The sequence below is a fragment of the Pseudoalteromonas sp. MelDa3 genome, from assembly GCF_002863625.1.
GTDB lineage: Bacteria > Pseudomonadota > Gammaproteobacteria > Enterobacterales > Alteromonadaceae > Pseudoalteromonas > Pseudoalteromonas arctica.
Genome location: NZ_PJBR01000007.1, coordinates 15,079 through 38,635, shown reverse-complemented (window position 1 = coordinate 38,635; position 23,557 = coordinate 15,079). Strand labels below are relative to the sequence as shown.

Sequence of the window (23,557 nt, the reverse complement as noted above, 5' to 3'; positions counted from 1 at the left end):
AAATGAAAAACATGAACGTAATTAAAACGCTAAAACCATTAACTCGCGCAGTTATCACTACTTTAATGTACTCATTCCCTTTATTAGGTGTAACTAGCATGCATGCTAGCGCCATAAGTACGCCACTAAAAGTAACGTTATCGCCTAGCGATCCAACATGGCAATTAGCTATAAATAATAAATTACTGGGTCCTACAGAAGTTCTTATTGAACCGACCGAGCGCGGTTTTGCTCGCCAAGTGCAACCACTTTTACAAGCAGGTAATTACAGTGAAGTCGCTGCGCTATTTAAAGGCCGTGATATAAGCCAAGATAGCACTGCTTTAAACTTATTACGTGCACAAGTACTGCTTTCAACAAAAGACTTTAATAACGCTGAACTAGCTTACTTGGCGTGTTTAAAAGCTTCACCTGATTTAGTAAAAGCACACCAAGGTTTGAGCCTTTTATACATGCAACAAGCAAAGTATGATAAAGCGCAAACACACTTAGTTCATAGTATTGAGCTTGGCCAAGCTGACGCACAAAGTTATGCGCAACTTGCTTATATACACGTGCAGCACAGCCAGCCTTGGAGCGCAGTAGCGGCGTACCGCCAAGCACTGATGCTAGCGCCAGAAACAAGCCAATATCAACAAGGGCTATTGTTTGCGTTAATTGAATCGGGTGATTTAAGCCAGGCAAATGCATTATTAAAAGAGTTACTCAATAAAACCCCTGATAAAGCTGAGCTTTGGTTGCAACGTGCACAAACAGCGTTACAACTTGATCAAAAAAAGCAAGCGCTTGCTGCTATTGAAGTGGCCTTAAAACTCAACCCTAAAGATACCAGCAACCAGCTTTTAGCAGCTCAGTTGCACTTAAGTGAAGGTAGCAGTGAACGCGCTGTTAGTTTATTAAAGCAAGGTTTAAAACACGCCACTAAACAGCAGCAAGTTGAGGTTATTAATACCACGGTGCAAACTTTAGGCTGGCTTGTATCTCAACAAAAATGGGATTTAGCTAAAGATCTAATAGGCAGCGCAAAAAGATTAACTAAGCAACTACCCCGTGATGAACAAGCCCAGTTTTCTGTATACAGCGCACAAATTGCTATGCAACAAGGTAATACTAAACGTGCTCTTAAAAGCTTAAATAACGCACTTAAAATAAACCCGAATTTAGGTGATGCCCTACTTAGTTTAGCGAGTATTTATCGTGATAAAAATCAGCTTACGCAAGCTAGATTAATGTATGTACGCGCACAGGCTCTGCCTGACTATCAACTATCTGCATGGCTTGGGTTATCGCAAATAGCGATTGATTCTAAAGACTACTCAAGCGCGCTAAAGCATCTTAGAAAAGCATTACAAGCAAACCCACAACGCCAGGATTTAATTACTAATATTCGCGCCCTTGAGAATATAGTGCGCCAAGAAGGGTAAGTTTAACACCGTGGTTAAACTTTCCTGTAGACACAGCTTGCTGGCGTGACGAGCAAAGCTCGTAATTTCTATGCTTTAATGTTTTCTCATTTACTCCTCTTTGTGCAATAAGATCTTAAGTGATTTATTCACAAAGAGGTTTAGAGGGTGCTTCGCTTTAGAGAAACCAATAAGTAATCAGTTATAAATATTAAAAGCTGCGCTTCTCACGTGAGCAAGCTCGTTTACAATATATATTAAAGCGTTACCAATTTTGCATTTCGACTATGCGTGATTGTGTGCGTGCATATTCAAAGCTCAACTTTTTACCTTTATACAAATGTTCAATGTCGGTTTGCGCATTTATTACCAGCAACTTATGGCAATCGTAAAACTCATCTACTAAGGCAATAAAGCGCCGTGCTTCGTCGTCAAAAGTATGCTCATCAAGTGTTTGCTTTTCGCGTTGGTAACTATCTTCTATACCATGAACAATAACTTTACCCGTTGCTTTAACACCCATTTGCGGCACGTTCGATACATATAACACATCAAATTGTGTTGCTAACAACATATAATCGTTAGCACTACGAGGGCCTGAGCATAACGCCATAAAATCAATCATCAAGGCGTTATCTGCTTTTAATAAATAAGGTAAATCGCGGCCATGCACAGTAATTGTATTGCTACATGTTACAACCGGATACGAAGCTAAAAACTCATTTTTAAAATCGTGATTTGATAAATTAATAAAATAGTGACGACTGTTTTTACCATATCTAAAGCGGTGATCATCCTCCCCTGCCACGTTAATTATATGGCAATGGTTATTAATTAAATCGATAGTAGGTAAAAATCGCGCCCGTTGCAGGCCGTTGTAATAAAGTTGCTCTGGCTTTGCGTTCGATGTGGCCACCAGCACAACACCTTGTTCAAACAATGCATTGAACAATCTGGACATAATCATGGCATCGCCAATGTCGCTCACAAAAAACTCGTCAAAACACAATACACGAATATTTTTAGCCCACTGTTTTGCAATTAGAATGAGTGGATTTTTTTGACCTTGTAGCTGCGAAAGTTGGGCATGCACTTGTGCTATAAAATGATGAAAATGCAGCCGCTGCTTTTGCTCAATAGGTAGGTTTTTATAAAATAAATCCATTAACATGGATTTACCACGCCCTACGGGTCCGTATAAATAAACACCTTTTATTAAAGTCGCTTTTTGCCACCATGATGTGTGAGCTTGAAGTTGCTCGCTTAGCGTATTTAAAGCTTCCACTGCATTTTTCTGCGCAGCATCAAAACACAGTTCACCTGTGTCTATTTTTGCTTGGTAAAGGCTTAAAATTTGTGTGCTGTGCACTGTCATGGTATTTCACTATCGGCTATAATCGCGCCCATTGTAGCCGACTAAAAATGTGAACCAAAATGAAATTCCCTTGCCGCTTAGATAAATTTATTAGCCACTTAGCTGAAATACCGCGTACCCAAGCTCGCGCGAGTATTAAGCGAAAAGAAGTAAGCGTTAATGGCGAAGTAATCACATCACATAATTTTCAGCTAGCCCAGCAAGATGAAGTACTGCACCAAGGTGCGCCTTTGGTATTTTTAGGTAAGCGCTATTACATGCTAAATAAACCTGTTGGCTATGTATGTGCTAACAGTGACGAGCTACATAAAACTGTTTTTGACTTACTTGATGAGCCAAATATGAGCGACTTTCATGTAGCAGGTCGTCTTGATATAGATACCACAGGGTTAGTTATTATTACTAATGATGGCGATTGGTCACATAAAATTACGTCGCCTAAAAGCAATAAATTTAAAACCTACCTAGTCGAAACCCAAGAGCCTATTACCGATGAAGCACTTGAGCAATTACGAACAGGTGTCATGCTGCATAACGAAAAAGATTTAACCCGCCCAGCTATAGCAGAGAGACTTGCTAATTACGGCCTGCGTTTATCAATAAGTGAAGGTAAATATCATCAAGTTAAGCGTATGCTTTACGCTGTAGATAACAAAGTAGTTGAGCTGCATCGCGAGCAAATTGCGGAAATTACCCTAGATGAAAACTTGGCTAGTGGTGAATATCGATTATTAACAGCGCAAGAAATTAAGCTATAAAAGTGCTTTAAAGGAGCTAAGGCTTGGATTATTAGTTAAAACAATATAGCCAAACTTTTACTTGAGCCTGTTGGCCTGCTCTACTAAAATAGCGACCTTCAAAATTACTAAGGTCGGCCGTGTTAGTTAATTACAATCCCCCTATGAGTCCGTATTTAACGATACTTTTTCAGGATGACGACTTACTGATAGTTAATAAACCAAGTGAGTTATTAACTGTCCCAGGTAAAGATCCTAAACATGCCGACAGCTTAATTAATCGTGTTAATCGTGTTTTTCCAACAGCGAGAATAGTGCACCGCTTAGATATGGCGACTTCTGGCATACTGTGCCTTGCCATGAATAAAGCAGCGCACAGACATTTAAGTATGCAGTTTCAAGAGCGCGAAACAGCTAAACGTTACATAGCACGTGTATACGGACAACTTGAAGCTGAAACAGGATCAGTAGATTTACCCCTTATTTGTGATTGGCCTAATCGCCCAAAACAAATGGTTGATCACGACAGAGGTAAACCTTCGCTTACGCATTTCAAAATACTTGAGCGTGAAGAAAATGCAACCCGTGTAGAGCTAACTCCCATCACTGGTCGCTCGCATCAACTACGTGTGCATATGTTAAGCCTTGGTCATCCTATTTTAGGTGATAGACTTTACGCCCACAAAGAGGCACTTGCTGCCGCTCCTCGCTTACAATTACATGCACAAATGCTGCAATTAAAGCACCCCGTAACTGAGCAAGTACTTACTTTTGAAGCCGAATTAGAGTTTTAACAGGTTCAAATTCACTAGCTAATTCGCTCTATCTATTAAACTTTTAGATAACCTTGCCGATACCTAACTAATTGTCATTAGTTAGGTGCGTTATGCTATTTCCACGGTTTTTAAAAAGGGCTTTTTATATACAGCTCAGCTGTGCCCTACTTTTAGCTAACCCCATCAGCGCGGCTGAACATATTGCCCCACCTAATCTATCAAGCATTGAAAATAGCGACATTGAGCGACTACTTCCAAGCGATGAAATAAAGCCTATATTGGCGGGTGAAACAGAATTTTTAAGCCTTTACAGCGAGTATATGAGTAGTAATTTTAGAGGTATAGTAATACTTATACCCGACTGGCATTCTTCACCTACCAATAATTCAGGTATGAGCTACTTGCGCAAAGAGCTTAATAATTTAGGTTACAGCACCTACGCAATGACAGTACCCGACATTGATTGGCAAGCAAGTAAAATGGCCGAAGCAATGCCCAGCGAAACCGAAGCTGCTCCTAGTAAAGCCGAGGAACTTGCATCACCCGACACAGCAAAAAACGCCCAATCGCAGCCTGCAAAAATAAAAGAAGAACCTCATTACGTTAATGCAATTGAAAAAGTAACTGACGACATACTTGATAACTATAAAATAAATCTCATTTCTCGATTTAATGCGCTGTATCAAACCGCTATGGAAGATTCGAGTAATATAGTAGTTATAGCACAAGGCACGAGTGCAGGTGTGTTATTGGAGTACTATGCAGATTTTCCGGACGAGAGAGTTGAGGCATTTATCAGTTTAAGTAGTTACTTACCTAATACAAAGCGTAACGAAAGCTTGAGCCAAACAGCATCACTTGTTACACCCGCCTTACTTGATATTTACTATGCAAATGACAGCACAGACATTTTAATGAGCCTTAAAAATCGTCAGCGCTGGGTTGACCGAAATGCAAAATTTGATTACCGCCAACGCCAGTTGTTTGGCCTGCGCGATCAACCCGATCAACACGCACGCCTAACAAAAGAAATAGACGGCTTTTTACGCCGACTTTTTTAAATACTCATAAGCAGCTTGAATATCTTGGCTCTTTTTAACAGCCAGTTCCATCATGTGTTTTGGTAAACCTTGCGATACTAATTTATCTGGATGATGTTGCGACATAAGTTTACGGTACGCTACTTTTATATCACGCTGCGTTGCATCGCTACTTAAGCCTAATAACGCCAATGCTTGCGCACGGTTCATATTATTATTTGGCGGTACATGGTGGCCAGAACCCTCACGGTAACTACTACTTTGACCTTGGTTTTGTTGCTGCTGATTAAAGCGCTGTTGTTGCTTTCTAAAGTTAAACTCTGCTTGGTAGCGCTTTAATGCAAATGCAAAGTGTGTTTTAGAAATGCCTAGCTGTTTACTTACTTCTGCTAATAATTGCTTTTCTTGTTCGGCTAGCACTCCATCAGAAAACGCCATTTGAATTTGTATTTCTAAAAATAACTGTATTAGATCGTTTCGTTTAGCAAAGCGTTCTTTAAAATCGTGTACTGTTTCTTTAAGTGAAAAGTCGCTCTCTTTACCTGACTGAAATGCATGTTGTGCTTCGCGGCGTTCTTCGCCCTTTAAGCCCATTTCATCCATAAACAAGTTAGCCGCTTTTATATGTACTTCGCTGACTCGACCGTTCGACTTCGCAATGTGCCCCATGACAGCAAAGCAGCTTGAAAAGAATAAAGCTTGGCGCTCGTGAACATCATCACCACTAAATAAGCTAGAAAAACCGCCTGCTTTATCAAAGTTATTTTTTAAGCTTTTATCAAATAAATGACCTAGGTATAAACCTAAAATGGCACCAAATATTTTGCCAAACATAAAACCAAAACAAAAACCGAGAATTTTTCCCCACATCTATAATACTGCCTTCTTAAAAATTGAGTTGTTACGCCTCAAGGCGCGTGTTTAATTGGTTTAAACGCTCTGGTGTACCAATGTCATCCCACTGCCCTATATAGAGCTCAGTAGAGACTAAATGTTCATTTAGCTTTTCACGTAAAATAGGCCCTAAAGGGCGAATACCTTGCGTTAACCCTTTAAAAAAATCAGCCTGATATCTGCCAATCCCCGAAAATGTATATTTTTGACTCTCGGCCGATAAATGGCTCAATGCAAAGTCGCCATCTGGATTGTGTGGCGGGTTTTCTATAAGCACTATGTGCGCCTCACCGGGCTGTAAATGAAGTTGCATTAGCGCACTTACATCATAGTCGGTGTATACATCGCCATTTACTACAATGAACGAGTCACCCAACAGCGGTAACGCTTCAATTATACCGCCAGCCGTTTCAAGGCCACCTTCAACTTCTTGGCTATAAAGTATATTTACGCCAAATTGGCTGCCATCTTTAAAGTAGTCTTTTATTTTATCACCTTGCCACGCAAGGTTTATTACAATATCGGTAATACTGGCAGCTTTAAGATTATTTATATGGTGCTCAATAAGTGGTTTTCCTGCCACTTTTAACATTGGCTTTGGCATATTTTGCGTAAGCGGCATCATACGCTGTCCGCGCCCTGCAGCTAAAATCATCGCTTTCATGAGCGCTCCTTTGCCAACTTTTCAGTCACTTTTGGCACTATGGTATTTTTTGTCCACTCACTCAATGCTTTAAGCTCTGGGTAATTTGCCGCTACTTCAATAATGTAATCAAGAGTCGGTAGAATATTATCTAAATAACCTGTTTTACCATCGCGTAAATACAATCGACAAAATATACCCGCAGCTTTTAAGTGGCGCTGTAATCCAGTTAAATCAAACCAATATTTAAACTCATCAAATGAAGTATTAGCCAGTAAATTTTGAGCCGTAAATTCCTGATAAGCAAAATCAAGCAAGCTTGTTAACTCTTTTTGAGGCAGTTTAAAGTAGCAATCGCGTAGTAGCGATACCAAGTCGTAGCAAAGCGGCCCACGTACAGCATCTTGATAATCTATAATTGCCCACTGGCCGTTACTGTTCATAATATTACGGCTATGGTAATCGCGATGAACGGTAACAGTGGGCTGCTCAAGCATGGCCTTTATTAATAGCGCTGAACTTGTTTGCCACATTACGTTTTGCTCTGCGTTTAGTGGCTCATTAATAAAGTCATTCACTAACCACTGGCTAAATATATCAAGTTCTAGTGTTATAAAATCTTCGTTGTACGCTTGCATAGCAGAAGCTGCCGGCGTTTTAGCCCATTGAGCGCTTAAACTAATTAATGCTTGATAGTGCTCGGTGCGGTTTGCATCATCAAGCATGTCAGCTAGGTGCGTACTCCCTAAATCACTAAGAACAAAAAAGCCTTGTTTCTCATCACTTGCAATAATAGTAGGAAGTAAAAAACCTTGCTCAACAAACACCTGATTTAGTGAAATGTAAGGTTCGTTATTTACTTTTTTTGGATCTGAGTCCATCACTATTAAATGCTTATTATCGTGATTTAAACGGTAATAACGGCGAAAGCTAGCATCACCTGTGATCGCGTTTAAAGTATGCGACTTGGCATTAAGGTGTATGTTTATAAATTGTTGTAAATTCTCAAAGCGTGTCATTTTATAAGATATCTATTTTTCACTAAGTTAATTAGGTCAATTACTGTAATTGCCATTATTTTCCTTTATTATGTGTATATTATATTAAACACACAGTATTAAGGTCGATAAATGAGCAAAACCTGGGGCATATTGATGCTAAGCGTAGTTAGCGCACCATCGCTTGCCGAAACTGAACTGACACACAACCTTTGTGGCATTTCAATGCAAACCAGAGCTTGGCAACCACTTGAAGGCCTTAACCTTGGTGAAGTTGATATTCAAGCTGATGATGTTGAGCTACTTGGCACTCAAAGCGCTGAATTTACCGGCAATGTTGATATTAACACCCTTAAGATGAGTTTGTCCGCACAAACTGCGTTGATAGACAAACAGCGTGGTTTATTAAATGCAACGGGGCCAATTACTTATCAAGATTACGTAAGTAAAGTAAACAGCACCGGATTAAATGCCGATTTAAATAATTCAGAAGTCAGTTTGTTAGGCGCCGACTACAGCCTAACCGAACAACAAGGTAAAGGCGGCGCTGAAAAGCTTACTGTTAATCAGTCTGGCCTATTACTCATGAATGCAAGCTTTACTACTTGCCCAAGTGACACCCCAGTATGGGAAATTGAAGCTGACGAAATAAACCTTTCACGCGAAGAAGGTTGGGGCGAAACATATAACGCCGTATTACGTATTCTCGATACACCGGTTTTATATTTACCTTATTTTACATTCCCGCTGGATGAACGCCGTAAATCGGGTTTACTTACCCCGACTATTTCAAGCTCTGATAAATACGGCCTTGAAACAATTACGCCGTACTATTTAAATATTGCACCTAATTTTGATGCCACTATTACGCCTCGTTATATGTCTAACAAAGGGCTACAACTACAAACCGAATTTAGATACCTAACAGAGCAACATGAAGGCTTAGTAGGGATTGAATATTTAGATAGTGATGATTCAGAGCCAGACTTGAATGAACGCTACATGTTTCATTGGCAACAGCAAAGCTACCTAGGTGAAAACTGGCGCGCAAACGTTGATGTAACCAATGTAAGCGATGATAACTACATCACCGATTTAAGCTCAAATTACGCAAGTAAAACCGATACACAGCTGTATCGTACTGGTTCACTTACTCATTTAGGTGAAACATGGCGCACCGATATTAAAGTACAAAACTTTGAAGTACTGGGCGATCACTTAGAGTCATACACTGCTATACCGCAAGTTAATTTTACGCAAACTGCCCCTTGGCGTTTTGATAATTTTGACTTTAGTGTGTCTGGGGAGATTAGCCATTTTACTAATGATTCATCAGAAGTGGCCATAGACAGCGCAACTCGTGTACACGTAGAGCCAAAAGCCCGCTACAACTACGCAACGCATGCGTGGTCATTTTTATCTGAAGTGAGCTTATTACAAACTAATTATAAGCAAAGCGGAAACTTAACAGGCACGCAATACAGCGATACCATATCGCGTACTATTCCTAAAGTACGTTTGTATTCTCAGCTTAATTTTGAGCGCGACGCATCTTACTTTTTTGAAGATGCTATACAAACACTAGAGCCGCAAATTCAATATTTATATACACCTAATAAAGACCAGTCAGACATTGGCTTGTTTGATACAACCAAGCTACAAGACGATTATTATGGTTTATTTAGAGACGTGCGCTTTTCAGGTGTTGACCGCATAGCAGCAGCGAATCAGTTTACTTTAGGTGCTACAACGCGCCTATTTGATAAAAAACAGGAAGAAGTATTTAATTTTAGTGCCGGCCAAATATTTTATTTAAGTGACGATGCCAAGCCAACAGAGCAAGGCTTGAACTCAGACACTAATTATAATGCACTATTTGCAGCTCAAACCATGTTACATTGGCACCGCCGTTGGTACCTCGCTGGAGGTATTCAATACGATACAGATGGCAAGCAAATGGTACAGTCAAATGTAACGCTTGATTATAAAGGTGATAATAATCAGCTAGTACAATTGAACCATCGCTATGCAAATGATGTCTCAGGAAATACAATCGAGCAAGCAGGTGTATTTACAAGTATTCCTATTAGCGACGAATGGCAATTTATTGCAAGCTATCATCGAGATCTTGAAAACAACAGAAGTATCGAAGTATTGAGCGGATTACAGTATGAATCATGCTGTTGGGCTATCCAAATTACTGGGCACCGCCAAATTGAAACAGATTTAAATCAATCAATAGGCCAAGAACAAGCAACTTTTGATTCAGGTATTAGTTTGAATTTTGTATTAAAAGGACTTGGCAGTAAAAGCCGTTATGATGCACAAAAATTATTACAACAAGGTATTTTTGGCTATCGTAGACCGTATTTTCTTAGTAACTAGTATCACAACAGTACTATCAGCAAGAGTAGTAAAAAGAATATGAATTTAAAAAAATTATTAACATCAGCAGTTTTAAGTGCCAGCCTTTGTCAAAGTGCAATGGCCGCACCAGTAGAAATAGATAAAGTTATTGGCGTTGTAAACCAAGGCGTAATTTTAAAAAGCGAAGTAGACACCATTATTAATCGTGTTAAAAAGCAAGCCGAAGAACAAAACCAGCAATTACCAAAAGATGAAACTCTTCGTGTACAAGCCGTTGAGCGTTTAGTAAATCAAGCCCTTATGATACAAATGGCTGACCGTATGGGGTTACAAATCTCAGACAGCCAACTCGATCAAACCCTTGCTAGCATGGCACAAGAGCAAGGTGGCACAATTGCAGATTTACGCCGTACTATTGAAGATTCGGGCGAAAGCTTTCAAGCTTACCGTGAAGAAATTCGTAAAGAAATTACAACGCAACAAGTAACACGTGCAAGTGTCGATCGCCGTATTTATATTAGCGAACAAGAAGTTGATAACCTTTTAAAAATTATGGAAACCCAAGGTCAAAGTGCTGAAGAGTACGACATTGGTCATATTTTAATAGATATCCCTAACGATGCGAATGCAGACGAAATTGCTGGCGCAAAAACACGCGCAGATAAAGTTATTGAGCTATTAAACGATGGCCAAGAATTTAAACGTATTGCTATTTCATCATCAAGCGGCTCTAAAGCACTTGAAGGTGGACAGCTTGGTTACATGGGCATTAACGAAATGCCATCGCTTTTTGCTGAAGCAGTAAAAGGCCAAAAGAAAGGCGCTATTGTTGGCCCTCTTCGCTCTGGTGCTGGTTTTCATATCATTAAAGTACAAGATGTTCGTGGTCTACAAGTTGTAGAAACAACAGAAGTACGCTCACGCCATATACTAATTAAACCTTCGATTATTTTAAGCGAAGAAAAAGCACGCTCTATGCTTGCTGGCTTTGCAAAAGACTTACGCGCAGGAACGGCCGACTTTGGAAAGTTAGCTAAAGAATACTCAGAAGATCCAGGCTCTGCACTTAAAGGTGGCGAGTACGATTGGACTGATCCAACAACTTACGTACCTGCGTTTAAAGATACATTGCTTTCTCTTAAGCAAGACGAAATAAGCGAACCGTTTAGAACACAGTTTGGTTGGCATATTGTTCAGTTACTTGGTAAACGTGTAGCTGATAAAACTGAGCTAGCTAAACGTAACCGTGCTCACGGTATGTTGTTTAACCGTAAATTTAAGGAAGAAAGTTTTAACTGGCAGCAAGAAATGCGCGAGCAAGCTCACGTTGAAATTTTCCCTATAGACCAATAAATATGACCCTAAGAATAGCTATTACACCGGGTGAACCAGCCGGTATTGGCCCAGATTTGCTACTCACGCTTGCTCAGCAAGCGTGGGATGTTCAACTTATAGCGATTGCCGATGGCAAACTATTAAAAGAGCGTGCAAAACATTTAGGCTTAACAATAAACTTAATTAAATTTGATGATAATGCCCCCGCCATCGCAGCACCTGCTGGCAGCTTGTATATTCATCAGGTTGATTTAGGGGTTGATGTAGAACTAGGCGTACTAAACGACGGTAACGGACAATACGTGTTAGATACCTTGCGTATAGCAAGCGAAAAAAACATGGATGGCACCTTCGATGCAGTCGTTACGGGCCCGGTTCACAAAGGTATAATTAACAAAGCAGGTATTTCGTTTAGTGGGCACACTGAGTATTTTGCGCAGCAATCAAATACTGCTGATGTAGTTATGATGCTTGCAACAGAGGGCTTACGCGTTGCACTTGTAACCACGCATATTCCACTAGCGTATGTATCGCGTGCCATTACACCTGAGCGTTTAACTAAAGTAGCGGGTATTTTAAATCACGACTTACAAACTAAGTTTGGTATAGAAAAACCACGTATTTTAGTGTGTGGCTTAAACCCGCATGCAGGTGAAGATGGCCATTTAGGTCGTGAAGAAATAGAAACAATCACGCCAACGCTTGAGATACTTAGAAGCGAAGGTATGAATTTAATTGGCCCACTACCGGCCGATACCTTATTTCAAGATAAATACCTATCTGAAGCAGATGCAGTGCTTGCTATGTATCACGATCAGGGATTACCTGTGCTAAAATACAAGGGATTTGGTAAATCGGTAAATATTACCCTTGGCTTACCATTTATCCGCACTTCAGTTGACCACGGTACTGCACTCGATTTAGCAGGGACTGGTACAGCTGACGTTGGCAGTTTTGAATTAGCGATCCGCGAAGCAATTAAGCTCGCCCAAGAAAAAGCACAAAATCAATGACCGATAAAGTACATTTAGGACACCGCGCTCGTAAGCGTTTTGGGCAAAACTTTTTATTTGATGAATCTATCATCGATAAAATAGTCTCTGCGATCGATCCTAAACCAGAAGACAACCTAGTAGAAATTGGCCCCGGCCTTGGCGCAATTACTGAGCCAGTAGCTGAATTAAGCGGTCATTTAACGGTTGTTGAATTAGATAAAGATTTAGCGCAACGATTAATTGAACACCCATTTTTGGGTCCTAAATTAACCGTTAACCAAGGCGATGCAATGACGTTTGACTTTGCAAGCTTGGTTCGCGATGACAAAAAATTAAAAGTGTTTGGTAATCTACCTTACAACATTTCGACACCGTTATTGTTTCATCTTTTTGAATTTTCAGATCATATTGAGCACATGCACTTTATGCTTCAAAAAGAAGTAGTAAAACGCATGGTAGCTGGCCCAGGTAGTAAAACATTTGGCCGCTTAAGCGTAATGACTCAATACTACTGTAATGCAATGCCGGTTGTTGAAGTACCACCTGAGTGCTTTAAACCAGCGCCAAAAGTTGACTCTGCTGTTATACGTTTAATACCTAAGAAGCCAGAGCAACGTACAGCAAAAAGCGTTAAAATATTAAACACAGTGTGTTTAGAAGCCTTTAATCAACGCCGTAAAACACTGCGTAACAGTTTAGGTAATTTACTAACTGCAGAAGAGCTTACTAGCATTGGCATTGATATAACGCTGCGTGCTGAGCGCTTATCTTTACAACAATTTATTGATATAGCTAATTGGATTTATGACAACAAGCAGTAATATTGGATCGCCTGTAAAGGTGTCTGTAGAAACATTTTACGTAGAAGGTCAATCTCAACCTGAGCTTGAAAAATACGTATTTGCTTACTCAGTAACGATTAAAAACCATAGTTTATGTAGTGCAAAATTACTGAGCCGCTATTGGTTAATTACCGATGCAAATGGCAAAGAAGTAGTAGTAGAAGGTGAAGGCGTTGTTGGCGAAATGCCAGACATTGGCCCAGGCGAAAGCTATAAATACACCAGCGGTGCAATTTTAGATACACCTGTAGGCACAATGCAAGGCCATTACACGTTACGCAACGAATTTGGCTCTGAGTTTCAGGCGCCTATTAATGTGTTTCGTTTGGCTTGTCCTAACATTTTGCATTAAGCATTTAGATGGCAGATTATGCGATAGGTGATTTACAAGGGTGTTTTAGTGAATTTAACACCCTTTTGCAACGAGTTGATTTTAACCCAAGCAAAGATCACCTTTATTTAGTTGGCGACATAGTTGCCCGCGGGCCAGACTCCCTAGCCTGCTTAGACTACATTTACCAACATCAAAATAGCATGACCATCACTTTAGGCAATCACGACCTTCACATGGTTGCCTGCTACTTTCTTAACAAACCTACCAATCCAAAAGATAAACTAAACCCAATATTTGAAAGCCCAAAATTAGCGCGTTACATCGCCTTTTTACAAACCCAACCATTGGCCTTAGAGCTTATAAAACATAACTGCTTTATTTCTCATGCCGGATTAAACCCCGATTGGTCTATTGAAGATGCGCTAAAACACGCACAATTTGCACAAAGCTGTTATCAATCAAACAATGCTAAAGCGTTTTTTGAACACATGTATCAGCCTCATCCTATTGAGTGGTCAAGCAATCTTGATGACTTTGCAAAATTTAGATACATAGTTAACTATTTTACCCGCATGCGCTTTTTAACAAGTGATAACACACTCGAGCTTAATGAAAAGGGTGCAATAACCGATAGCCAAACACTAATCCCTTGGTTTAACCATCCGAATATAGCTAAAACGAAACACGATATTATTTTTGGCCACTGGGCAGCACTTGAAGGTAGGACAGGTAATCCACGAGTTCACGCCTTAGATACAGGCTGTGTGTGGGGTAACACCATGACCCTAATGGAGCTAAGTACTAAAAAAGTAATTGTAGAAAAATCCTACCTTTCGTCTAAATAAACTGAAAAAAAACAATACATCTGTTAGATTTATCAATTAATAGTTAAAATTAGTTAAAGTAATTGATTTTAATTACTTAACTTATTGGTACAAACGCCGATAAGTCTTAATTGAAGTACTTTTGAGTGGAAATCTTATGAACCTGACAGTAAGCCAGCGTATTTGGGGTGGTTTTATATTTATCACACTATTATTATTAATAATTGGTGGTAATTCCTTAATAAAAATTGCAAATATTGACCGTTCCACTCAAAAAGTGAATCAACTATCACTTCCAGCACTCAATAAAAGCTCAGAACTACAAGCCGAATTTATTTTAATGAGTAAAGCCGCTCAAGCGAGCTTTTACACTACATCAGCCAATGAACTTGCACCAATAAAAGCACATGTTCTTGAGCAAAAACAGTTATTCAATACCCTTCATCGTGAACTTCAAGACGTAGTAAAAGACGATGTTGCACTTAATCAAAGCAGCCAAAATGTAGAAAAAACCTATTTGAGCTTTTTAAGTACGGTTGAAAATTTATTAGAAGATAAAAGCAAACAACTCGCATTAAACAAAACATTAAAAGCACAATTAGAAAATATAGAGCTAAGTGCAGAAGATGCTAACTCTGTTGTACTCGATATTATCGACATTGACGGGTTTGAACAAAACCACCCTCGTGCTTATCAAGCTGCAAACAATTTAGAAAACAACTTTATGTCGGTAGTTAATAATAGTACTGACATGCTCACTGTTAAAACCCTTAATACACTCGATATAGTGAAAAATGAGCAAACTTATTACCTTGAAGAGGTTACACGTACCGTTGATTTAATTAAGCCAGCAATAGAGCAAACTCATAGCGACTTATATTCAAGTCTAAAAGAGTATGTTGATATTTTAGAAAGCAATATCAAGGGGAGTAATGGCTTAGCTGCAAACAAAAAGCGTTTAATTGATTCGATTACCCTAACAGAATCAGAGCTTGCCCAATCAGAGCAAGCCACTAAAATGGCACTTAACCAAATTGATGAGTTAGTTAATCAAGCAAGTGACGTTGCGTTCAAATTACAGCAAGGCGTGCGCAGCGACGTAGACTCTGCAAATTTATGGACGTGGGTTGGTATGATTATAGCCACCCTTTTAGCTGTAGCTATTGCTATTATTACTGTTAGTCGTATTACTAAACCACTTGCTGAAGTTAACCGAATTTTAGATATTGTTGCCAGTGGTGACATGACACAACGCTTAGACGACAGCGCTAAAGACGAATTTGGCGAACTATCTAAAAGTTGTAACACCTTAATTGATAACTTACGCAGCCTAATTAAAGGCATTATTTCACGCTCAACTCAGCTAGCTGCAGCATCAGAGCAAACATCTGCCATTACCGCAGAATCAAGCCAAGCAATTCGTAACCAGCAAGCACAAGTTGAACAAGCAGCCACTGCAACGACCGAAATGAGCAGTACATCACAAACGGTTAGCAACAGCGCTCAACAAGCACTTAACGAAATTAAAAATGCTGATAAAGAAGCTGAGCGTGTTAAAGGTATTTCGAATAACAATAAAGCCACGATTGAACAGTTAGCACGTGAAGTAGACGACGCCTCACAAGTAATCAATAAACTACATCAAGATAGCGCATCAATAGGCAGCATTTTAGATGTAATACGCGGCATAGCTGACCAAACCAACCTACTTGCACTAAATGCCGCAATTGAAGCTGCACGCGCTGGTGAATATGGTCGCGGCTTTGCTGTTGTAGCGGACGAAGTTCGCTCTCTAGCGAGTAAAACTCAAGAGTCTACACAAGAAATACAATCAATGATTGAATCGCTACAAACTGGCGCAGAAGCTGCTGTAACGGCAATGAGTAAAGGTAAGCAACGTGCCGTATCATGTGTTGAGCAAACCGACCTAGCAAGTAGCGCACTTGATTCAATTACATTTGCAGTTTCGCAAGCTCACGATGTAAGTGAAGAAATCTCGACTGCTGCACTTGAGCAACAACAAGTAGCACAAGAAATTAGCGAACGCCTTGAGTCAATTGTAGCCATCGCAGAGCAAACAGCCGAGGGGGCAAACCAAACTAATATCTCAAGCTCAGAAGTAGCAAAACTGGCCGAAGAGCTTCGCTTGTCGGTAGACGAATTTAAAGTTTAGGTTATTAGAATACAAAAACCCCTATGATACGGTGTATCATAGGGGTTTTATTTATATGTTAGAAATAACAATTACTAGCGTACAAAGTAAAACGGCTTTAACAGCTTTTCTCTTTTATTCGACTAATCACTGCCAAACAAATCACGTGTATACACTTTATCAGCAATATCACTCAGTTCTTCAACCATACGATTTGATACAACAACGTCAGATATTTCTTTGAACTCGTTGAGATCTTTAATTACGCGTGAATGATAAAACTCACTTTCTTCAAGTACAGGCTCGTAAACCACAACCTCAATACCTTTCGCTTTAATACGCTTCATAATGCCTTGAATCGCTGATGCCCTAAAGTTATCAGATCCAGTTTTCATCACTAAACGGTACACACCAACCACTTTTGGATTGCGCTTAATTATTGAATTTGCAATGAAATCTTTACGCGTCGTATTTGCATCAACTATCGCACCAATAATATTATTGGGTACATTTGCATAATTTGCGAGTAATTGCTTAGTATCTTTAGGTAAACAGTAGCCTCCATAGCCAAACGATGGATTATTGTAATGATTGCCTATGCGTGGATCTAAACTAACACCTTGTATAACTTGCTTACTGTTTAAGCCATGTGATTCTGCGTAACTATCTAACTCGTTGAAGTAGGCAACTCGCATTGCAAGGTAAGTATTAGAGAACAACTTAATAGCTTCCGCTTCAGTTGAATCGGTAAATAATACTTCAATATCTTTTTTGATAGCACCTTGCTTGAGTAAGTTAGCAAATATAGCTGCTCGCTCACTTTGCTCACCAACGACAATTCGCGACGGATATAAGTTATCGTGGAGTGCTTTACCTTCACGTAAAAACTCTGGTGAAAAAATTAAATTATCTATGCCTAGCTGCTCTTTAATGCTTTGTGTAAAACCAACTGGAATAGTTGATTTAATTATCATTACGGCCATTGGGCTATGCGAGATAGCATCTTTAATAACAGCTTCTACAGAGTCTGTATTAAAGTAGTTATTTTCTACATCATAATCAGTAGGTGTAGCAATAATTATAAAATCAGCATTTTTATAAGCAGCTATTTTATCCGTTGTTGCAGTGAAATTCAAATCACTGCGTGTTAAAAATTCACTTATCTCGGTATCAACAATCGGGGACTGTTTATTATTTAAAAGCGCAATTTTATGCTCGTCAATATCAAGCGCTACAACTTCATTATTTTGTGCAAGCAGCATTGCATTAGAAAGACCAACATATCCGGTGCCGACAATAGTGATTTTCATATCATTCCTTTTAAAACTCGGTACTTATCCGGCTAATTTTAACAGAGCCTCACGCGAAAGCGAAGACGTGCGAATGATTTATTATAAGAGTGTCATAACACGATTTATGGATCGTATAGTACAACAGAGTGAGGAGGTTAAGCTTTAAAAGTAGAATTATCTATGAGTAAAGAAGCGTAAAATCAATGCAAAAAAAAGCCGCATAAAATGCGGCTTTCATCAGGGTATTAACCCGATATTACTAACAAATTAGTTCCCACCAGTAGCGCCAGTAGCGCCAGTAGTAGTATCACAAGTTAATGCTTCAGTTTGTGGCTCATCAGTGCCATCAGCAGTGATAGTGTACGTTTTAGTACCAATAGCCGCTAAAGTACCTTGGAATTTAACTGATACTTCGTAGCTTGCACCTTCGATTAAATCGTTAAGTGCATAACTTCCGTCAGCGCCTTTAGCTACTCGCTTAGCTTTACCTGTACGACCATATTTAACTAGAGCACCAGAACCTGGAGTTGTTAAAGCTGTATCATTGCTACACTGAGCGGTTAAAGCTAACGCTTCAGAAACATAGCTAATATCTGCTGGTGCAGTAAGCGCAACGTTCACATCGCCACATAAAGCAACTTCGCCAGTTGATGCAAACCATGAGTTACCATCACTATCTTTTACAGCTACACTAGCACTTGCGTCGTCAGCAAGGCCATAAGCAGCAACTTTAGCTGCTGAAATTGTGTAGTTTTCTTTAACAGTTAAACCACCAAAGCTGAAATCTGAAGAACTAGCAGATAATTTTAAACCTGCAGCTGGGATAGCATCGCCAGTAAATAAGAAACGCACTGGTGAAGCACATACAGCTGATTCAGTTGTTGCAGCAAAGAATGTTAAATGGTCAGTCATGAAGCTAGCATTGTAGTAACTGCTATCTGCAGATAAATCACCGATTGTTACGTCTTGAGTCTCTGACGTCCAAACACCCGTTTCTTCGTTTTGTGAAGAAAGGCTAAGCGTCTCACCTGTAGCAAAACCTTTATCTGCAGGTACTGCCATGTTTACTGTGATTGGGCTTGAGAACTTCTTAATCGAAGTACCTGTCTCATCAGACATGTTAACACTTGCTACTGCAACTGCTTTTTTAACAACTGTAGTACTGCCAGCATTTAAGCCTTCAGGTGTAATTAAAGCGCCTGCAGTTCCACTTGTATCAGCAGCTGTAAGTGCAATTTTAACAGTACTACCAGTAATTACATTACCATCAGCATCTTGAAAAGTAGTACCCGCTGGTACATTAACTGATGCAGCTGCTTTACCTTGTGCTACTGCAGCTGTAACTACTTCAGCTGAGCTACCACCAGATACTGTAACGTCTGTAGATTCAGCGGCAACGCCATCAGCAGTTAACGATGTTAAGCCTAGTTGCACTTCAACTGAATCATCACCTAAATCGCTAAGGTCAATAATAAACGTTTTTGTTGCATAACCGTCAGCCACTACAACTGCAGTTACTTGAGTAATACTAGCACCATCTTTAAGCTGGAAAGTAAAGCTACCATCTTCAGAGTCAATAGAAGATGTAACGTTACCATCAACATCTACTACATTAGTAGATGCAGTACCACTTTCAAAAAATGATACTTTAGCTGCAACAACGTCAAATGAAGTGCCATCTACAACGTTACCAGCCACAACACCCGAAAGCTCGATAGGCGCTTCTGGTGCAACAACTACAGCAACTGGTTCTTCAACCGGCGGTACTGGATCGTTGTTATCATTGTCGCTACAACCACTTAATACAAGTGCTGACGCAACTGATAAAGCTAGTAGAGTTTTTTTGTTAGTAAACATAGGGAGTCCTTTTTTTCCATTTCAATAAACATTTTAAGTAGATAACACATACCTACTAGATAAAGTGTAACAGCTCAATTATAACGCACAAACACAAGGTTAAATTATAACCAACACATGTGCATTTAAACAATACATTATTAATATATTATTAAAGTTTTACATAAATTTCATTGCAGTAAAATATAAGTAAAATAGCAGTGTTACGCTTATGAAAATCTTAATTTCAAATATAAGGAGCAACGCTACAATCCAGTACTTTATGCTTTGATTAAACACCTTTAATAAAGCTATACCAAAAAATTGGTTTTAGTTAACGGTAATATAACATTAATTCGGAAACTTAGTTAGCACATAATATGCACACCAAGAATAAATATAAGTCAAAAATGAATTTATGCTACATAACTCTCTAAAAATATAAAAAAGAAAGTAGCGACGCTATACGCTTATCATTTAACGATGAAGTTTTAACTTGAAACTTCATCGTTCAACCACACTAAAAAGCAACGCGTGAACACTCTTTGAAAACTGCTCAATAGGAGCCGGTTAAAAAATCAAATCAGCCTTTCATTATTCTAAAGCCCTGCAACTACCTATCTTTATTGCTGAAACAATTACTATTAAAAAGATTAAGATTTTGTCTAGACGCGGATAAGTCGTTTATTTTTGCCTAAACACTAAAAAGAGTAGCTACTCCCCCTTAAACTCTTAATTTTCCTGCGTTGCGCGCATGATCGTTAATATTTACGTGTAGTTTGAAGCTAAAAAATTGTATCAAAATAACTTCCAATTGTTTTTTAAGCGACCCATCCTCAAACAATATCTGTGATCACCTTGATTACACGCTCATTTATTCTGTATTTAATAAGGGTTTATTGGCTATTTTCACATTTAAAGAGATAGCTTCTTATCTATTATTATCAATGTAATAACATTAACCTAACATTTTAAAAATAAATGCCTGCTGAATAAAACTTAATGTTAAATAATATGAACATTATAAAAAAGGCATATCATATAATATGCCTTAAAATCAAAAGGTTGAACGGTGAACTTTATTTATATTCTAAATAAACTTCTTTAAGTCTCGATAAGTTACCATAAACATAATCACTAGACATACGGCCTTGGTTTAAAAAGGTTTTATCTAAACTTACAGCACTACTAGGTGTATAACCTTGGTTGAAAACCAATCTATTATGTGACTCACCTATTTGTGTACTGATTGAGTGACGCCAAGCCTGTGTGCCCTTAATTTGTCCATAAGAACTTACATTCATATCTTTACGTGGTGTTAAAGGAATACTGATCGCGACACCCGCTTTACGGGTAGCAGTATCTTCTGCGAATATTGATATATAACTGTCGCCAAACCAAAAACGACTTTCAACTTTTACACCTGTATCTTTACTCCAGAACTCCCCAGCTGTTGCATGCAATGTTATATCTTGCTCAACCCAGTTATATTGATAAGAAAGCGTTTTATAGTCACGATTACCATTATAATTTTGATATTCAAAGTAGCCTAAATTGGCTGTTACTTTATGACGTCCAGCCTCACTTAACCAAGCTGTTTCATTCGTGATAGCAGTGTAGTCATACGTTTCTTTAAAATAACCAATTTGTGTTTGGTTATAAAAACCAAATGGTAATTCGAATGTTTGATAAAACAACGCACGATCAAACCCTGTTGGCTCACGTAAACGTCTAAATGACCCATCCTTTTCGAAATCATCACTATTCGCTACATGTACTTGACCACCTACCAGCACACCAGCACCTTGCCATAGTGGCACTTCAACATCAGCACGTATTGCAAGCGAAAAGTCGTATACACCAAGCTCACTCGCATAGCTATTTGTTAAGGCAGGTCCAAAAGTAACGCGCGGTTTAAAGTAGGGACTATTAGCACGAGTTAAACCTACCCAAGTAAGTGCTTTAGGCATAGGTTGAGGGGATTTAGTAATATTTAAATCAGGCGTGGTATTACCGTTGATAAACTCACGATAGTTACTCACTAAACCTGTGACACTCATAAGCGGGATATCGTACTTAGAAAGTACAACATTAAACTGTGCATTACTTGGAGTAACATACTCAGCGATTCGCCCGAGAACTAAGCCAAGCGCATCAATGTCATTACGATTAAATATCGAGTTTTCGAACTTAACAACTATTTGGTTTTGCTTGTTATAGCCTACAAGTAAATTTTCAAAACCATCATTAGCTAATTCAGCTTTAAGTGCAGCCACTTGAACATTAATACGCTTTGAAGTGTCACTTTTAGTAGATGAATGACTACTCGTATTACTCTTTTGAGACGTTCCTATATAGCTAACGTTTTGCTCTGAAGCACTTTTATAAGCCGCTTGTTGATCACCCTCATCCGTTGTTGAGCGATTTATAGTTAGAGGTGTCTGCTCTGGTGGCACGTTGGCATTTACAGTATTGCTCTTTATATAAGCGGCAGGAGCCGCTTTAGTTAAGTTTTGATCAACACTACTCGTAAAAGGTAGACTAAAGTTAATACCCCAGTATGTGCCTTCTTCATCAAAATCACTATTACTGTAAAACCGGCTTGTTAATGTAAGCGTACCTACATCGTATAGCCACTCTTTAGGCACGGTAATACGCGCGGCTGCATTTTCAGCCTCGCCATCATGCTCTGCTTGCAAAGTGAACCAATCAAATAATTGCCACTCAATACCCGCAAAAGCCCCATCCATCTCACCAGTTAGGCGATCACTTTTAGCCATGCCTAAGCTAAATCTAAAATCGCCGACTTCCTTAGAGGCAACCACATAGTACGTTTCATAATTGTTAGCAGCACCACCAATATCTTTACCGCCGACAGCTACGCTAAACCAATTTTTTGGAATGTATGGCAGTTGATACTTCGCATTAAATGATAAATCTCGTGTTTGACCATTGCCTTCAGTATAAAAAAGATTGTCATGCATCGTGCTAGAGGCAATTTGTCCGCTCGCCTCAAAATTTTGAAATATACCCGCTGATAAAATAAAATTATGGCCATCAACGTATTTTTGACCAATTAGATCAAGCTGGTTATTATGGCCCATATCGACCATACCTTTACGTAGTACCTCGGCGGTAGGTATGTTGATCAACCCAGTATAACCAGTAAACGACTGAAAGTTATTTAGTTCATCGGCTGCAAAGGCTGGTAAACAAAGTGTTGCCAAACCACCTACAAATAAAGGTTTAATCCGGTGCATAATACAGATCCATTTATTAAAATTTAAACATTTAAGAATTAACGCTAATATAACATACCCATAACTCAAAGCTGTAAATTTACGCTATCATTGTATGAGTTTAATTTCTAACTAAGTATCAAACGTCGACAGTAAGCGGCTCTTCGACATCGTTTCGCTCTGATCACCGCGGTTTCTGGGCGGTATTTGAAAGTTCCACTTAACCATGCATCCACTTACACATGGTTCGACACGCTTCCAATATTGCTCTCAATAAGAGACACGTAGATCAACAAAAAAATAAGCCTAAATACTATTATAGAGTGAGCAATTTCATCACGAATAATCAATCGTGTTTAGCGCCAATAGTGACAAGCTCATACCCACGTGAGCGCGCCTTGTCAATTAACCATCAATTGTGCACATTCTCTAAATTTGAGTATACTTAATTATAATGATAATTTAGGAGTGGGCT

At 39.1% G+C, this 23,557-nt stretch carries 18 protein-coding genes; 11 read left to right on the top strand and 7 right to left on the bottom strand.

What is annotated here, in order from left to right:
• Positions 1–11: 11 nt before the first annotated feature.
• The gene (locus CXF89_RS01960) at positions 12–1,424 is read left to right on the top strand and encodes a tetratricopeptide repeat protein (RefSeq protein WP_121953724.1); all 1,413 of its coding nucleotides are present in this window, start codon (positions 12–14) and stop codon (positions 1,422–1,424) included.
• A 244-nt stretch (positions 1,425–1,668) separates the two neighbouring features.
• Here the strand turns inward: CXF89_RS01960 and zapE are convergent, their stop codons facing one another.
• Entirely contained in the window at positions 1,669–2,778 is a 1,110-nt protein-coding gene (gene zapE / locus CXF89_RS01955) for a cell division protein ZapE (RefSeq protein ID WP_121953664.1), read from the bottom strand.
• A 59-nt stretch (positions 2,779–2,837) separates the two neighbouring features.
• On the opposite strand from zapE, the gene rsuA reads away from it, so the two are divergent.
• From rsuA to CXF89_RS01940, 3 genes are all read left to right on the top strand, one after another.
• Entirely contained in the window at positions 2,838–3,536 is a 699-nt protein-coding gene (rsuA, locus tag CXF89_RS01950) for a 16S rRNA pseudouridine(516) synthase RsuA (protein ID WP_121953663.1), read from the top strand.
• Between the two features lie 119 nt (positions 3,537–3,655).
• A complete protein-coding gene (rluA, locus tag CXF89_RS01945) occupies positions 3,656–4,309 on the top strand; it encodes a bifunctional tRNA pseudouridine(32) synthase/23S rRNA pseudouridine(746) synthase RluA (protein WP_024589793.1) in 654 nt (217 codons plus the stop codon).
• 92 nt (positions 4,310–4,401) lie between these two features.
• Positions 4,402–5,352 (top strand): DUF3530 family protein, encoded by a 951-nt coding sequence (locus CXF89_RS01940; protein ID WP_121953662.1) that lies wholly within the window; start codon positions 4,402–4,404, stop codon positions 5,350–5,352.
• On the opposite strand, the gene djlA is transcribed toward CXF89_RS01940, so the two are convergent.
• From djlA to CXF89_RS01925, 3 genes are read right to left on the bottom strand one after another with little or no spacing between them, the layout of a single operon-like run.
• The gene (gene djlA / locus CXF89_RS01935; protein WP_121953661.1) at positions 5,335–6,201 is read right to left on the bottom strand and encodes a co-chaperone DjlA; all 867 of its coding nucleotides are present in this window, start codon (positions 6,199–6,201) and stop codon (positions 5,335–5,337) included. The genes CXF89_RS01940 and djlA overlap by 18 nt on opposite strands.
• A gap of 31 nt (positions 6,202–6,232) precedes the next feature.
• Positions 6,233–6,889, bottom strand: a complete 657-nt coding sequence (gene murU, locus CXF89_RS01930; RefSeq protein WP_121953660.1) for an N-acetylmuramate alpha-1-phosphate uridylyltransferase MurU — start codon at positions 6,887–6,889, stop codon at positions 6,233–6,235.
• Positions 6,886–7,887, bottom strand: coding sequence for an aminoglycoside phosphotransferase family protein (locus tag CXF89_RS01925; RefSeq protein ID WP_121953659.1), 1,002 nt, complete (start codon positions 7,885–7,887; stop codon positions 6,886–6,888). Before CXF89_RS01925 ends, murU begins: the two co-directional genes overlap by 4 nt.
• Positions 7,888–7,998: 111 nt before the next feature.
• On the opposite strand from CXF89_RS01925, the gene lptD reads away from it, so the two are divergent.
• The 7 genes from lptD (at position 7,999) to CXF89_RS01890 (ending at position 16,736) form a co-directional block, all read left to right on the top strand.
• Positions 7,999–10,251 (top strand): LPS assembly protein LptD, encoded by a 2,253-nt coding sequence (gene lptD, locus CXF89_RS01920; protein WP_121953658.1) that lies wholly within the window; start codon positions 7,999–8,001, stop codon positions 10,249–10,251.
• A 39-nt stretch (positions 10,252–10,290) separates the two neighbouring features.
• Positions 10,291–11,586 (top strand): peptidylprolyl isomerase SurA, encoded by a 1,296-nt coding sequence (gene surA, locus CXF89_RS01915; protein ID WP_121953657.1) that lies wholly within the window; start codon positions 10,291–10,293, stop codon positions 11,584–11,586.
• A 2-nt stretch (positions 11,587–11,588) separates the two neighbouring features.
• Complete coding sequence (pdxA, locus tag CXF89_RS01910) at positions 11,589–12,581, top strand: 4-hydroxythreonine-4-phosphate dehydrogenase PdxA (protein ID WP_007585088.1); 993 nt, start codon at positions 11,589–11,591, stop codon at positions 12,579–12,581.
• Positions 12,578–13,384 (top strand): 16S rRNA (adenine(1518)-N(6)/adenine(1519)-N(6))-dimethyltransferase RsmA, encoded by an 807-nt coding sequence (rsmA, locus tag CXF89_RS01905; RefSeq protein ID WP_007585090.1) that lies wholly within the window; start codon positions 12,578–12,580, stop codon positions 13,382–13,384. The genes pdxA and rsmA overlap by 4 nt, the downstream gene beginning before the upstream one ends.
• Positions 13,368–13,757: a Co2+/Mg2+ efflux protein ApaG gene (apaG, locus tag CXF89_RS01900; protein ID WP_007585091.1), complete on the top strand. Its 390-nt coding sequence runs from the start codon at positions 13,368–13,370 to the stop codon at positions 13,755–13,757. The genes rsmA and apaG overlap by 17 nt, the downstream gene beginning before the upstream one ends.
• An 8-nt stretch (positions 13,758–13,765) precedes the next feature.
• Positions 13,766–14,584, top strand: coding sequence for a symmetrical bis(5'-nucleosyl)-tetraphosphatase (locus CXF89_RS01895; RefSeq protein WP_121953656.1), 819 nt, complete (start codon positions 13,766–13,768; stop codon positions 14,582–14,584).
• A gap of 136 nt (positions 14,585–14,720) precedes the next feature.
• Complete coding sequence (locus tag CXF89_RS01890; RefSeq protein ID WP_121953655.1) at positions 14,721–16,736, top strand: methyl-accepting chemotaxis protein; 2,016 nt, start codon at positions 14,721–14,723, stop codon at positions 16,734–16,736.
• Positions 16,737–16,858: 122 nt separating this feature from the next.
• Here CXF89_RS01890 and CXF89_RS01885 read toward each other — a convergent pair whose 3' ends face one another.
• The 3 genes from CXF89_RS01885 to CXF89_RS01875 form a co-directional block, all read right to left on the bottom strand.
• On the bottom strand, positions 16,859–18,025 hold the full coding sequence (locus CXF89_RS01885; RefSeq protein WP_121953654.1) for a nucleotide sugar dehydrogenase: 1,167 nt from the start codon (positions 18,023–18,025) through the stop codon (positions 16,859–16,861).
• Positions 18,026–18,274: 249 nt separating this feature from the next.
• A complete protein-coding gene (locus CXF89_RS01880; RefSeq protein ID WP_121953653.1) occupies positions 18,275–19,864 on the bottom strand; it encodes a hypothetical protein in 1,590 nt (529 codons plus the stop codon).
• A gap of 1,058 nt (positions 19,865–20,922) precedes the next feature.
• Entirely contained in the window at positions 20,923–23,103 is a 2,181-nt protein-coding gene (locus CXF89_RS01875) for a YjbH domain-containing protein (RefSeq protein WP_121953652.1), read from the bottom strand.
• Positions 23,104–23,557: the final 454 nt, after the last annotated feature.

What these genes read in the sequence shown, in the direction of transcription:
- CXF89_RS01875 (WP_121953652.1), bottom strand. Translation starts at nt 23,103, where the DNA reads ATGCACCGGATTAAACCTTTATTTGTAGGTGGTTTGGCAACACTTTGT.
- CXF89_RS01940 (WP_121953662.1), top strand. Translation starts at nt 4,402, where the DNA reads ATGCTATTTCCACGGTTTTTAAAAAGGGCTTTTTATATACAGCTCAGC.
- apaG (WP_007585091.1), top strand. Translation starts at nt 13,368, where the DNA reads ATGACAACAAGCAGTAATATTGGATCGCCTGTAAAGGTGTCTGTAGAA.
- CXF89_RS01885 (WP_121953654.1), bottom strand. Translation starts at nt 18,025, where the DNA reads ATGAAAATCACTATTGTCGGCACCGGATATGTTGGTCTTTCTAATGCA.
- pdxA (WP_007585088.1), top strand. Translation starts at nt 11,589, where the DNA reads ATGACCCTAAGAATAGCTATTACACCGGGTGAACCAGCCGGTATTGGC.
- CXF89_RS01890 (WP_121953655.1), top strand. Translation starts at nt 14,721, where the DNA reads ATGAACCTGACAGTAAGCCAGCGTATTTGGGGTGGTTTTATATTTATC.
- CXF89_RS01925 (WP_121953659.1), bottom strand. Translation starts at nt 7,887, where the DNA reads ATGACACGCTTTGAGAATTTACAACAATTTATAAACATACACCTTAAT.
- murU (WP_121953660.1), bottom strand. Translation starts at nt 6,889, where the DNA reads ATGAAAGCGATGATTTTAGCTGCAGGGCGCGGACAGCGTATGATGCCG.
- rsuA (WP_121953663.1), top strand. Translation starts at nt 2,838, where the DNA reads ATGAAATTCCCTTGCCGCTTAGATAAATTTATTAGCCACTTAGCTGAA.
- CXF89_RS01960 (WP_121953724.1), top strand. Translation starts at nt 12, where the DNA reads ATGAACGTAATTAAAACGCTAAAACCATTAACTCGCGCAGTTATCACT.
- zapE (WP_121953664.1), bottom strand. Translation starts at nt 2,778, where the DNA reads ATGACAGTGCACAGCACACAAATTTTAAGCCTTTACCAAGCAAAAATA.
- rsmA (WP_007585090.1), top strand. Translation starts at nt 12,578, where the DNA reads ATGACCGATAAAGTACATTTAGGACACCGCGCTCGTAAGCGTTTTGGG.
- CXF89_RS01880 (WP_121953653.1), bottom strand. Translation starts at nt 19,864, where the DNA reads ATGTTTACTAACAAAAAAACTCTACTAGCTTTATCAGTTGCGTCAGCA.
- djlA (WP_121953661.1), bottom strand. Translation starts at nt 6,201, where the DNA reads ATGTGGGGAAAAATTCTCGGTTTTTGTTTTGGTTTTATGTTTGGCAAA.
- surA (WP_121953657.1), top strand. Translation starts at nt 10,291, where the DNA reads ATGAATTTAAAAAAATTATTAACATCAGCAGTTTTAAGTGCCAGCCTT.
- CXF89_RS01895 (WP_121953656.1), top strand. Translation starts at nt 13,766, where the DNA reads ATGGCAGATTATGCGATAGGTGATTTACAAGGGTGTTTTAGTGAATTT.
- lptD (WP_121953658.1), top strand. Translation starts at nt 7,999, where the DNA reads ATGAGCAAAACCTGGGGCATATTGATGCTAAGCGTAGTTAGCGCACCA.